This window comes from Terrabacter lapilli (assembly GCF_039531305.1).
GTDB classification, from domain to species: domain Bacteria; phylum Actinomycetota; class Actinomycetes; order Actinomycetales; family Dermatophilaceae; genus Terrabacter; species Terrabacter lapilli.
Map to the genome: position 1 here is coordinate 226686 of NZ_BAAAPU010000001.1, position 12122 is coordinate 238807.

The window sequence follows — 12122 nt, forward strand, 5'->3', positions numbered from 1 at the left end:
CGGTGCCCACCCGGCCAGTCGTGGCCTTTCGACGGTGCCCACCCGGCCAGTCGTGGCCTTTCGACGGTGCCCACCCGGCCAGTCGTGGCCTTTCGACGGTGGGGGAGGGGAGGGCAGTGGGTCGGCGGGGCTGTGGGTCAGCGGGACCAGCGGTAGCCGGTGGGCTCGCCCTCACCCAGGTCGACGATCGCGGCCACGGGGCCGCCGCCGTCGGGACCCTGGTGCGCGGCCGACACCGACACGAAGACGGCCGGGTCACCCGTGACCGACGCCGTGACGCCGCCGACGGCCGACTTGATCTGGCGGTGCCAGTGCACGTCGGAGTCGTCGAGCATCGCGTTGCGGCGCCCGTGCACCTGACCGTCCTGGCTCACCTCGCACTTGAGGAAGACGTTGACGAGGCGTCCGGCGATGTCGGAGGGGTGCGGGCGGTCCGGCAGCTCGAGGCCGGCGTCCTTGATCGCGGCCCAGATGCCGTCGGCGTCGAGCGCGTCCTGCATGACCGAGTGCCCGATCCGGTAGCGCCCCCCGACGCCGCGCGCGTTGCCGACGACGACGACCTGCGCCTGGTCGAGCTCGACGCCGGAGCTGCACGACGCGACGGAGGAGAAGAGCGACCGGTCGTGCATGATGTCGGCGTCGCCGGGCATCTCGATCTCGCCGAGGGCCACGGCGACGCCGAGGGCGGTCGTGCCGTTGGACAGGTCCATCGACTCGTGGGTGTGCTCGGTCCAGACCTGGTGGCCACGCTCCTTGGCGTCCCGGATCGTGTGGATCGTCAGCAGCGGCGTCTTGGTCTGCACGTAGTGGACGTCGGCGGGGTCGGTGATGCCGGCGCGCTCCATGGCGACCTTCACGGCGTCGGCGACCTTCTGCACCATGGCGACGTAGCCGATCTCCTCCGGCTTGATCGGCTCGCTCATCGCGAATCCGACCGTGAGCCGGGGCTCGTCGGACGGCTCCGCCTTCTCGGCCGGGACCGTTGCGAAGATCGTCGCGTGCGGGCTGATGACGCCGTCCGTGCCGCCCGACCACACGATCGGGACCTGCTTGACTTGGTCGGCCGGGGCGCCCTTCTCGACCAGCACCTCGCGGAAGGCGCGGTCGGCGATGATGCGGGTGTAGTCGTTGACCCCGCCGTTGCCCTCTGTCTTGCCGATGATGGCGATGACGCGGCTCGCCTCCATCACGCCGTCGTCGATGAGCTTCGCCAGCTCCGACGCGTCGGCGACCGAGTGGATGGGGACCTTGCGCACCTCAATGGCTTCGGGCACGGGAATCACCTTTCTGTAGCGGGGTTCTCGACGATGGTCCCGACCTGACCCTCGACGGCGGGTGCGAGCTGGTCGAGCGCGGTGATGATCGAGCGCGAACCGCCCGAACGGACGAAGCGGAGGGCGGCCTCGACCTTCGGGCCCATGGAGCCCGACGCGAAGTGCCCGTCGGCGGCATACGCCTCCATCTCCTCGAGGGTGACGCGACCGATGTCGTGGGCGGTGGGGGTGCCCCACCCGGCGACGGCGTGCGTGACGTCGGTGGCGATGGCGAGGACGTCGGCGTGGACGTCGCGCGCGAGCAGGGCGGCCGTGAGGTCCTTGTCGATGACGGCCTCGACGCCGCGGACGGTCCCGTCGGCGTCGCGCACGACGGGGATGCCTCCGCCGCCGGCGGTGATGACGACGTAGCCGGCGTCGAGGAGCGTGTGCAGCGCGCGCGTCTCGAGGACCTCCACCGGCTCGGGGGAGGCGACGACCCGACGCCAGCCCTTCTCGCCGCGGTCCTCCCAGCGCTCGCCGTGGTCGATGAGCGTCTGCGCCTGCTCGCGCGGCAGGAAGCGCCCGATCGGCTTGGTGGGGTGGGTGAAGCCGGGGTCGTCGGCCGCCACGAGGGTACGCGTGATGATCGCCGCGACGGGCCGGTCGACGCCGCGCGCGGCCAGGGCCGCCTCGAGCGTGTCGAGGAGGGTGAAGCCGATGGTGCCCTGCGTCTGCGCGCCGCACCAGTCGAGCGGCACGGGCGGCACGACCTGCGCGGCGAGCTCGTTCTTGACCAGCAGGTTGCCGACCTGCGGCCCGTTGCCGTGGGTGATGACGACCTCGTGGCCGTGGACGATGAGGTCGGCCAGGTGCCGGCTGGCCACGGCGATGGCGTCCAGCTGCGCCTGGGGGGTCGCGCTGCCGTCGGGGCCGATCATGGCGTTGCCGCCCAGCGCGACGAGCACCCTCACCGCGCGGCCTCCCTCGTCATGCCGTGAGCCTAGGCAGCGGCGTCGGCCGGGCGCGTTGTCACGTCCTGCCCAACGCAGAGCCGCGCATTGGCAGATGTATGCCGTCGGCCCGGCTCCGCTGGGGCGCGCGGTCCCGGTGCCCGGCGGGTAGGGGAGTAGTGTCGGGAGGCGCGAAGGGCGCGGCTCCGGCCGCCCCGTCGAGTGCCCAGCGAGCGCCCGTGAAGGTGCCTGTCGAGCCGAGAGGAGACCACAGTGGGAGTCGGAGTCCTGCTCGCCATCGTGGGAGCCATCCTGACCTTCGCGGTCCGCGCCAACACGTCGGTCATCAATCTGACCGTCGTCGGGATCATCTTCATGGTCGCCGGTGGCCTGCTCATCTGGCACGGCCGCAACGGCACCCGTCGCAAGCGCGTCATCACCCGCGAGGAGCGTCCCGGCGGCGCGACCACGCCCGCCAGCACGGTGCGCCAGACGATCGAGGAGCGCGAGCTCGACTGATCTGCCGCGGTCGCCGGGTCCGGGAGGCGGGCCGGCCGGCGCGTGCCGGAGAAATCGCGCACCAGAACGTCGTCACGAAGATGTCGAGGGGCGGCGGTCCGGTTCGACGCGCTGGCAGGAGGGGCGTCCGCTCCTTCCCCGACAGACCTGGGAGGTCTCGTGAAGTACGTCATCCTGATCCACTCCGACCCGCAGCCGTGGGGCCACCCCACCACCGACTTCGTCGCCGAGCACCAGGCCCTGCCTGCCGAGCAGCGCGAGGCGATGGGGCAGGCGTGGGAGAAGGCCTTCGCCGAGGTGCAGGAGCGCGGCGAGCTCGTGCACGCCGAGGCTCTCGGCGCGCCCGGCGCCTCGAGCCTCTACCGCTGGCAGGACGGTCGTCCCAGGGTCACCGACGGCCCCTACTCAGAGGCCAAGGAGGTCATCGCCGGCTTCTTCGTCGTCGACGTGGAGAGCCGGGAGCGGGCCGAGGCCTTCGCCGCGTCGTTCGCCGGTCCGGGCGAGACCATCGAGCTGCGCCCCTGCATGGGCAGCGACTGAGGAGGAGCTGGCGCCGTCCGCCCGGACGGCGCCACCCCGCCCGGTGTCAGACCCAGTCGACGTCGGCGGCCTCCCGGCCTGCGGCGAGCGTGGCGTAGCCCGGCCCGCGGTCGAAGAACGGCTGCTGCTGAGGCCGTATGTCGCGCAGCCGTGCGCGCAGGGCGTCCGAGGCAGCGACGTCGACGACGGGTGCGTCCTTGTCGCCGGTCGCGACGACGCCGTAGTCACGGTGAGCCCCTTCGAAGGACACCTTGCCCCAGCGCAGGTCCCGCTCGACCTCGTCGTACGGCCGGTCGAGGGGGTCGCCCCAGCCTCCACCGCCGGTGGTGCGGATGCGGATCACCTGCCCGGCCCTGACCGGCTCGGCGTCGGCGAGGGCATCGACCGTGCGCTCGTCGGGGCCGCCGACGTCGACCGTCACCTCGAACGGCCGACCGGCCTTGCCGCCCTTGACGCCCCAGCAGGCAAGGATCGAGCGATCGGCGATGGACATGAAGTGTGCGTCCCGGAGCATCCGGATGTGCTTCTCGTAGCCCAGGCCGCCCCGATGACGGCCCGCCCCGCCCGAGTCGACGGCGAGCCCGAGCCGCTCGACGACGAACGGGAAGCGGCTCTCCGTGAACTCGGTCGGCAGGTTGCGGCTGTCGGGAACGACGTGGATCGTGTCCTCGCCGTCGGCGTAGTAGCGACCGCCCGAACCGCCGCCGAGCACCTCGCGCATGAGGTAGTCGTTGCCGTCGCGATCCTTGCCGTAGACGCCGGTGTAGCGGATCGTCTCCTGGTCGGCGGGCATCCGGCCGTCGACGGCCTTGGCGACGACGCCGGCGAGGACGCCGAGAAGGCGCAGGATGACGAAGGTGCGGGCGTTCGTCGGTGCCGGGTAGATCGGCGTCAGCAGCGTCCCCTTCTCGGGGAAGCGCATCTCGATGAGCGGCACGATGCCCTCGTTGACGTCGAGCTCGGCCATCCGCTCGGGGGTGTCGGCGAGGTTGCGCAGGATCGGCGCGAGCCATTTCTTGAGGAAGTTGCCGCCGACGTAGTCGCCGCAGTGGTTGATCGGGCCCTTGGCCTGCGGCGCCGTGCCGGTGAAGTCGATGACGAGCTTCGGCCCGCCGTCGCCAGGACCGGGCCCGCCGGTCGACTGCTTCGTCAGCGTGATCCGCTGGGTGTGCAGCTTCGGCTCGTCGACGCCGTCGTGCTCGGCGTAGTCCTCCCAGACGTAGGTGCCGTCGGGGATCTTGCTGAGGATCTCGCGGCGGTAGGTCTCGGTCGTCCTGTCGAGGATCGCGTCGAAGGCGGCCTCCACGGTGTCGCGCCCGTAGCGCTCGAAGAGCTCGGCGAGCCGCCTCGCACCCATGAGGCAGGCCGAGCACTCGGCGTCGAGGTCGGCCGCGAGACTGTCGGGCATGCGGCTGTTGCGCGTCATGATCCGCAGCGCCGCCTGGTTGGGAACTCCCTTGTCCCACAGCTTGATCGGCGGGACAGAGAGCCCCTCCTCGAACACCGTCTGCGCGTTGCTCGGCATCGAGCCGGGGACGGCGCCGCCGATGTCGTCGTGGTGCCCGAACGCCTGGACGAACGCGACGACCTCACCGCCGGAGAACACCGGCACCGTGACGCACAGGTCGGGCAGGTGCCCGATGCCGCCCTCGGACTCGTAGACGTCGTTGTGGAAGAAGACGTCGCCCTCGCTCATCTCGGCGATCGGGAAGTCGCGGACGATCGGGTGCACGAGGGCGCTGTAGGAGCGTCCCGTCAGCTTGCGCAGCTGCCGGTCGTGGATGCCGGCGCGGAAGTCGTGCGCGTCGCGGATCATCGGCGAGCGCGACGTGCGGGCGATGGCGGTCTCGACCTCCATCTCGACGCTCGCGAGCGTGCCCTCGACGATCTCGACGAGGATCGGGTCGACCGTCGTGCCCTCGGGCGTCAGCCGGTTGCCGTGCTCGTATGCCGTGGGCAGCCCTGCCCGGTTCACGGGCGTCCCGTCGTGGCCGGCGCTCGCGGGGCCGGCGGGGGTGGGGCTCGACGACCCGGTGGCGGCGTCCACGGGCGCGAGCCTGGTCGCGGCCGTCTGGCACGAGAAGCACATCTCAGGCTTCCTTGGTGATGACGAGGTTGCCGAGGCGGTCGGCCCGCACGACGAAGCCGGGATGGACGGGCACGGTCGAGCCGAACTCCTCGATGACGGCGGGACCCTCGACGACGTCGCCGGCGAGCAGGTCGGGGCGCCACCAGACGTCGGTGTCGACGTAGCCGGCGTCCGCGTCGAAGCACACCGGCCGGACCGACCGGTGGGCGCGCTCGCGCACGTCGGCCGCGCCGTCCGCGGCGGGCAGCTCCCGCAGCTCCGGGCGAGTGATCGGGCCGACGCCGGTGACGCGCAGGTTGACCCACTCGACCTGCTGGCTCGGGTCGCCGCGGAAGTCGTAGCCGTAGAGCGCGCGGTGCTCGTCGTGGAAGCGCGAGGCAACGCCCGCGGCATACGCCTCGTCGACGTCGCCCTCCGGTGCCGGGACACGAACCTCATACGCCTGGCCGAAGTAGCGCAGGTCCACAGTGCGTGCGTAGCGGTGCTCATGCCGCGGGAACCCTTCTGCATCAAGGGCGCCGGCCGCCTTGGCCGTCAGGTCGTCGAAGGTCTTCCGCACGGCCGCGTGGTCGAGGGAGTCGTGCCGTGCGACCGCCGTCTGGACGTAGTCGTTCCTGACGTCGACCGTGAGCAGTCCGAAGGCGGAGACGTTGCCGGGGTTCTGCGGCACGACGACCCCGGCGAGGCCGAGGACGTCGACGAGCCGGCAGGCGAGCAGCGACCCCGACCCGCCGAAGGTGGCGAGCATGAAGTCGCGCACGTCGAGGCCGCGCTTGACGCTCACCTGCCGCAGCGCGTTCGCCTGGTTCCAGGCGGAGATCTCGAGGATGCCGGTGGCGCAGCGCTCGACGTCGAGGCCGAGGCGCCCGGCGAGCTCGGTGATGCCGGCGCGAGCGGCGTCGACGTCGAGCGGGATCTCGCCCCCGAGCAGGTGGGGAGGGATGCGGCCCAGCACGACGTGGGCGTCGGTGATGGTCGGCTCGGTGCCGCCCTTGGCGTAGCACAGGGGCCCGGGGTCGGCCCCCGCCGACTGCGGTCCGACCTTGAGCGAGCCCTCCGGCGAGATCCACGCGATCGAGCCGCCACCGGCACCGACCGTGACGACGTCGATCATCGGGATCTTGCTCGGGTAGGCCCCGACCGTGCCCTCGGTCGTCAGGGTCGGCTCGCCGGCCAGGACGACGGACACGTCGGTCGAGGTGCCGCCGCCGTCGCACGTGAGGACCTTGGCGAAGCCGGCCCGGCTCGCGATGAGCCCGGCCCCCAGCGCGCCGGCGGCCGGCCCGGAGAGGACCGTCGTGATCGGCTGGTGCACGACCTCGTCGGCCGAGAGCACGCCGCCGTTGGACTTCATGATGTAGAAGGGCAGCCTCTCGGTGCTGCCGACGAACTCGTCGAGCCGGTGGTGGATGTTCGCGACGTAGCGCGACACGCTCGGCTTCACGGCGGCGTCGACGAGGGTCGTCATGGAGCGCTCGTACTCGCGGTACTCGCGCAGCACCTCCGAGCTGATCGAGACCACGGCGTCCGGGTGCTCGCGGCGCAGCACCTCGCGCATCGCCAGCTCGTGCCGGTCGTCGGCGTAGGAGTGCAGGAAGCAGACCCCGATGGTCGTGATCCCGCGGTCGCGGAACCAGCGCGCGGCTGCGACGGCGCCCTCCTCGTCGAAGGGCCGGATCTCGTTGCCCTCGAAGTCGAGCCGGCCCCCGACCGTCCTGACGTGGTCGGCAGGGACGATGCGAGGTGGCTTGACCCAGAAGTAGGAGTTGCCGTAGCCGTCGGGTACGGCCTGCCGGGCGATCTCGAGGATGAACTCGTAGCCCTCGGTCGTGATGAAGCCGAGCGCCTCGACCTTGCCCTCGAGGAGCTTGTTCGTGGCGACGGTGGTGCCGTGCGAGACGGCCGAGACGTCCTGCCCGGTGGCACCCATGAGCGCGAGCACCTTGCGCATCCCGTCGAGGAAGCCGTCGGCGGGGTTGCCCGGGGTCGAGGGCGTCTTGGTCGTCACGAGCTCACCGGAGGCCTCGTCCAGTGCGACCACGTCGGTGAACGTGCCGCCGGTGTCGATGCCGATGCGGATGCGTCGCCGTGCCCCGGGCGCCGTGCCTGCTGTCATGGTCAGGATTCAACCGGGGAGGCCGACCGGGGGCGTTGGCACATCGTGCCAACGCGATGGGACTTCGCGGTCAAGTGTCGCCAGCCTTCGGCGACGGCGGCCGGACGGTGTCGAGAATGGGTCCTCGGCTCCGTCCAGGGGTGAGCGTGCCACGGCGGCACGACGCGACGAAGGAGAAGAGACACATGGCCAAGTACCTCATCGGCGTGGACTTCCAGCCCGGCGACGACCCGGCCCCGATGTCGGAGTGGACGCCGGAGGAGGTGCAGGCCCACCTCGACTACTACGGCGTGCTGATCGGCGAGCTGGAGGCCAGCGGCGAGCTCGTCTCGTCGACCATCCTGACCGGACCCGACCTCGCCAAGATCGTCCGGTCCGACGGCACGGCACCGGTGGTGACGGACGGCCCGTTCCAGGAGTTCAAGGAGTGGCTGGCCGGCTTCCAGGTCGTGGAGGTCGACTCCGAGGAGCGCGCGCTCGAGATCGCCTCGCGGATGTCGGCCGTGCCCGGACGGGGTGGGCGTCCGACGCGCCAGCCCATCCACGTGCGGCAGGTCATGGAGGACGCGCCGTCGGACCCCGACGAGATGGACGCCTTCCTGCGCACGGCCGAGGGCGCGCGCTGAGCCCAGCACCCGCCGTCGCCGACCTGCTGCGCACCCTTGCGCCGCAGGTCGTCGGCATCGTCAGCCGCCGGTTCGGCGACTTCGACTCGGCAGAGGACGCGGTGCAGGAAGCCCTGCTCGCAGCCGCGCGCCGCTGGCCCGTCGAGGGACTGCCCGACGAGCCGAGGGCCTGGCTCGTCACCGCGGCCTCCCGTCGGCTCGTCGACCTGTGGCGCAGTGACGCGTCGCGGCGCGAGCGGGAGGCACTCGCGATCGAGTGGGGCGTGCCGGCACGCGACCCGGTCGACCACGACGACAGCCTCACGGTGCTGCTCCTGTGCTGCCACCCGGCGTTGACCCCGGCGTCGGCGATCGCGCTGACGTTGCGCGCCGTGGGCGGCCTGACGACGGCCGAGATCGCGAACGCCTTCCTCGTGCCGGAGCCCACCATGGCGCAGCGCATCAGCCGCGCCAAGGCGACCATCCGCGCCTCGGGGGAGCCCTTCCGTATGCCGTCCGGCGCGGACCGTGAGCTGCGCCTGCGCTCGGCCATGCACGTGCTCTATCTCGTCTTCAACGAGGGGTATGCCAGCACCCGCAGTTCGGAGCTGCAGCGGGTCGACTTGTCCCGAGAGGCGATTCGCCTCTGTCGCCTGCTGGTCGACGAGCTGGGCCACGAGCACGGCCACGAGCACGACCACGAGCTGGGGGAGCGCGCCGAGGCCCTGGGGCTGCTCGCGCTCATGGTGCTGCTCGAGGCGCGCAGCCCGGCGCGCACCGACGCCCAGGGGGACCTCGTGCCGCTGCCCGAGCAGGATCGCACCCTCTGGGACGAGGACCTGGTGCGCGAGGGCCAGGACCTGCTCGCCCGGGCCGTCGCCCTCGGGTCGGTCGGCGAGTACCAGCTGCAGGCGGCGATCGCGGCGGTGCACACCCGGGCGCGGCGTGCGGCCGACACGGACTGGGAGGAGATCCTCAGGCTCTACGGCCTCCTCGAGGGCATCACCGGCAACCCCGTCGTCACCTTGAACCGAGCCGTTGCCGTGGCGATGGCGAGGGGTCCCCGGCCCGCGCTCGACGTGGTGGACGAGGTGGAGGAACGCCTCGGCGGGACCCAGCGATGGCTCGCGGTCCGTGGCCAGCTGCTGGAGATGGCCGGGGACGACTCGGCAGCGGCCGAACTCCTCGAGCAGGCGGCGGGGCTCGCCACCAACCGGGCCGAGCGCCACTACCTCTCGGCGCGGGCGGCCCGACTGCGGTCGAACCGGCCCTGAGCGGCACCAGCCGCACGCTCCCGCGTCCGGGACGGCATACGCCCGCGCCGGGGGAGGGCAGCCCGGTGCCGCCCGTCCTGCTCAGGCGCTGAAGTACTGGCGCAGCGCGGCGTCCTGCTCCGGGGTGAGGTTGGTGTGGATCAGCGTCGGCCGGCGGTCGGCGAACGCCGCGCGGACCCGGTCGACGTCCGCCTCCGTCGTCATGACGAAGAGGGCCGACGTCCCGGGCGTGACGGCGTCGCGCGCCTCCCGGATGAAGGCGTCGCTGATGCCCGCGTCGCGCAGCGAGCCCCCGAGCGCACCGGTCGCGGCCCCGACGGCGAGCCCGAGCAGGGGCGCGAAGAAGATGATGCCGAGGAGCAGGCCCCAGAAGGAGCCGCCGAGCGCCCCGCGTGCCGAGCCGGTCAGGACCGGCGATCCTCGCGGCCGGCGGGCGCCGGCGGGCCAGGTCACCACGGCCGCGTCGAGGAGCCGGAGCGCGCCCGTGCGCTCCAGCTCTCCCAGGATGCGGCTGGCCGCCTCTGCTCCGGCCTCGTCGTCGAACCGCCACAGCGTGAGGGTCGCGACGCTCTTCGTGTCCTGCGTGCCCTCGCCCTCCTTCGGGCCGGGCACCGGTCCGGTGCCGGGGATGCGGGTCGTGGTGATCCGGCCCGGGTGGCCGACGGCGCGCACGATGTCGTGCCAGTCGGCGCGGATCCGGGCGGGCAGGCTTCGCACGGACAGGGCGCCGGCGGCCCTGTCGTCGGGGGAGACGCGGTCGGGCAGGGCGGTCACGTCGCGGTAGCGGAACAGCGTGTGGTTCAGGGTCGAGGCCCCGATGAGGATGCGCGCCAGCAGATAGCCCCAGAACAGCAGCGTCGCCGCCGCGCCGAACGCGCCGTAGAGCTGGGAGCTGCTGCTGATGCGGTTGACGAGGAAGAGCGAGGTGACCAGGTGCAGGGCCTGGAGGCCGACCCCGATGAGCAGCGCCCCGGGCAGCAGGTCGACGACCGACGTGTTGGCCGGCCGCGGGAGCAGGGTCAGCACGAACCAGCCGAGGCCGGTGTAGACGAGGACCATCAGGAGCGTGGCGGCGAGCCCGAGCGGGAAGTCGACCGAGCGCAGCCAGCCGACGGCCAAGGTCAAGGCAGCGGTCGGCAGCAGGAGCGCGACCACGGTTGCTCCGGCCTGCGGCAGTCGCCGCAGCCTCGAGACGGGCAGGTGCCACGCGAGACCGGTGCCGATCCACATCACTCTCGCCAGGTCCACGGAGGTGGACCAGAGCCCTGCCACCCCCACCACCAGCAGGACCCACCTGCCCTGCTGGGCCTGTTCCGCGGCCTGGGCGATCGTCGAGGTCGTGACCCCACCCAGCCCCGAGCCGGACAGCGCCTGGCTGACCTGCTCGGCGCTCGAGAAGCCGAGCAGTGCCACGACGACGAGTCCTGCCGGCAGCAACCACAGGAACAGCCGGAACGCGAGGGCGCCGGCGAGCAGAGCCCCTCCGGCGTCACGGTCCTCGCGGAACGTGTCGGCGAGCAGCCTGGCCGTCACGTGCCGGTCCTGCACCTCGAGCAGGCGCCGACCGGCCAGGTCCTGCAGCTGCCGCGCACGGTGCGCCACGGGGCCGGACCGCAGCGGCCCGGCACGCGGAGGGTCAGCATCCCCTGCCATGGATCCATGCTGCGCTGCCGGGCCGCGGGACGCCTCATGCGCCGAGGGTGAGCGGCCTCGGGGCCGCCGGAGCCGTATGCAGCGTCGACCACGTCCGCGGTCGCGCTCCGGGGCGGGGCGCCCTCGTCAGGCCGACGTCGGGCCGACGTCGGCCGGCGTCGGGCCGCCGAACCTGCGCCCGCCTCACCCTCTGAGCGTGATGCCCGGCGGGGCGCCGGAAGGTGATGGTGGACAGGAGACCGGCCGGTAGGCCGCGGCCGGCACGCACGGAGCGGATCCGGCGCACGGCCGGAGCCCAGGGAGGCGAAGCATGAGCACGGACCAACAGACAGCTGCCGAGGCAGGCAGCGCCACCACGGCGCCCACGCAACCGGTTCGCTCGACGAAGGACGTTGCGGCGCTCGAGGCAGAGGTGGAGCGGCTGCGTCGCCGCAACGCCGAGCTCGAGTCGCCGAGGTCCGTCCGGGTGCGCCACGCGGTGCGCAGCACGTTCGTGGTGATCCTCACGATCATCGCGGCGCTGTGCCTGACGCTGGCCGTGCCGGCCGTGTGGGCGCGCAACCAGGTGCTCGACACCGACCGCTACGTCGCCACCATGCAGCCGCTCGCGAGCAACGCAGACGTCCAGGCCAGCGTCGAGGCGGCCGTCAACCGGGAGATCGCCGCTCGTGTCGACATCCCCGCGCTGGTGGGGCAGACGCTGCCCCCGGAGCTCGCGCGGCTCAAGGCGCCGATCGAGAGCGCGGCCTCCGGCCTCATCGGGACCGTGGTCCACAAGGCCGTCACCAGCGACGCCTTCGTCTCGCTCTGGACCAACGTCAACCGCTCCGCCCACGCCTCGCTCGTGGGGATCCTGACCGGCCAGACCCAGGGGCAGGTCGTGACCGCCTCCGGCAACACGCTGAGCCTGGACCTCGGACCCGTCGTCGAGCAGGTGAAGACCCGTCTGGTCGCCGCCGGTCTCGGCGTCGCCGCCTCCATCCCGTCGGTCAACACCTCCATCCAGATCGCGCAGCTGCAGGGCCTCGAGCGCACCCAGCAGCTCGTGCGGTGGCTCGACACCACCGCTGACTGGCTGCCGTGGATCGGCCTCCTCGCACTGGCCGGAGCCGTCGCGCTC

Annotated in this window: 9 protein-coding genes and 1 pseudogene; 5 read left to right on the forward strand and 5 right to left on the reverse strand. The window is 72.4% G+C overall.

Annotated elements, in window-relative coordinates:
• Nucleotides 1-137: 137 nt before the first annotated feature.
• Nucleotides 138-1274 carry a barbiturase gene (bar, locus tag ABD241_RS00970; protein WP_344057506.1) on the reverse strand — a complete coding sequence of 379 codons (1137 nt, stop codon included), beginning with the start codon at nucleotides 1272-1274 and terminating at the stop codon, nucleotides 138-140.
• A 5-nt stretch (nucleotides 1275-1279) separates the two neighbouring features.
• Complete coding sequence (locus tag ABD241_RS00975; RefSeq protein WP_344057508.1) at nucleotides 1280-2227, reverse strand: carbamate kinase; 948 nt, start codon at nucleotides 2225-2227, stop codon at nucleotides 1280-1282.
• Nucleotides 2228-2479: 252 nt separating this feature from the next.
• Here ABD241_RS00975 and ABD241_RS00980 point away from each other — a divergent pair, with 252 nt between their 5' ends.
• Both ABD241_RS00980 and ABD241_RS00985 read left to right on the forward strand, forming a co-directional pair.
• A complete protein-coding gene (locus ABD241_RS00980) occupies nucleotides 2480-2725 on the forward strand; it encodes a hypothetical protein (protein WP_142183205.1) in 246 nt (81 codons plus the stop codon).
• A 159-nt stretch (nucleotides 2726-2884) separates the two neighbouring features.
• The gene (locus tag ABD241_RS00985) at nucleotides 2885-3265 is read left to right on the forward strand and encodes a YciI family protein (RefSeq protein ID WP_344057512.1); all 381 of its coding nucleotides are present in this window, start codon (nucleotides 2885-2887) and stop codon (nucleotides 3263-3265) included.
• 46 nt (nucleotides 3266-3311) lie between these two features.
• On the opposite strand, the gene ABD241_RS00990 is transcribed toward ABD241_RS00985, so the two are convergent.
• Both ABD241_RS00990 and ABD241_RS00995 read right to left on the reverse strand, forming a co-directional pair.
• On the reverse strand, nucleotides 3312-5312 hold the full coding sequence (locus tag ABD241_RS00990; protein WP_344057514.1) for a hydantoinase B/oxoprolinase family protein: 2001 nt from the start codon (nucleotides 5310-5312) through the stop codon (nucleotides 3312-3314).
• Nucleotides 5313-5355: 43 nt separating this feature from the next.
• Complete coding sequence (locus ABD241_RS00995; RefSeq protein ID WP_344057516.1) at nucleotides 5356-7470, reverse strand: hydantoinase/oxoprolinase family protein; 2115 nt, start codon at nucleotides 7468-7470, stop codon at nucleotides 5356-5358.
• Nucleotides 7471-7655: 185 nt separating this feature from the next.
• Here ABD241_RS00995 and ABD241_RS01000 point away from each other — a divergent pair, with 185 nt between their 5' ends.
• Together ABD241_RS01000 and ABD241_RS01005 are read left to right on the forward strand one after the other, a co-directional pair.
• Complete coding sequence (locus tag ABD241_RS01000; RefSeq protein WP_344057518.1) at nucleotides 7656-8096, forward strand: YciI family protein; 441 nt, start codon at nucleotides 7656-7658, stop codon at nucleotides 8094-8096.
• A gap of 26 nt (nucleotides 8097-8122) precedes the next feature.
• Nucleotides 8123-9349 carry an RNA polymerase sigma factor gene (locus ABD241_RS01005; RefSeq protein WP_344057656.1) on the forward strand — a complete coding sequence of 409 codons (1227 nt, stop codon included), beginning with the start codon at nucleotides 8123-8125 and terminating at the stop codon, nucleotides 9347-9349.
• An 81-nt stretch (nucleotides 9350-9430) separates the two neighbouring features.
• On the opposite strand, the gene ABD241_RS01010 is transcribed toward ABD241_RS01005, so the two are convergent.
• Nucleotides 9431-11002: a YhjD/YihY/BrkB family envelope integrity protein gene (locus tag ABD241_RS01010; RefSeq protein WP_344057520.1), complete on the reverse strand. Its 1572-nt coding sequence runs from the start codon at nucleotides 11000-11002 to the stop codon at nucleotides 9431-9433.
• A gap of 310 nt (nucleotides 11003-11312) precedes the next feature.
• Between ABD241_RS01010 and ABD241_RS01015 the strand changes: the two are divergent.
• Nucleotides 11313-12122, forward strand: a pseudogene (locus ABD241_RS01015) (hypothetical protein); the annotation flags it as partial.

Excerpts from the sequence above, each read along its gene's own strand:
- ABD241_RS01000 (WP_344057518.1), top strand. The coding sequence starts at position 7,656 with ATGGCCAAGTACCTCATCGGCGTGGACTTCCAGCCCGGCGACGACCCG.
- ABD241_RS00995 (WP_344057516.1), bottom strand. The coding sequence starts at position 7,470 with ATGACAGCAGGCACGGCGCCCGGGGCACGGCGACGCATCCGCATCGGC.
- ABD241_RS01010 (WP_344057520.1), bottom strand. The coding sequence starts at position 11,002 with ATGGCAGGGGATGCTGACCCTCCGCGTGCCGGGCCGCTGCGGTCCGGC.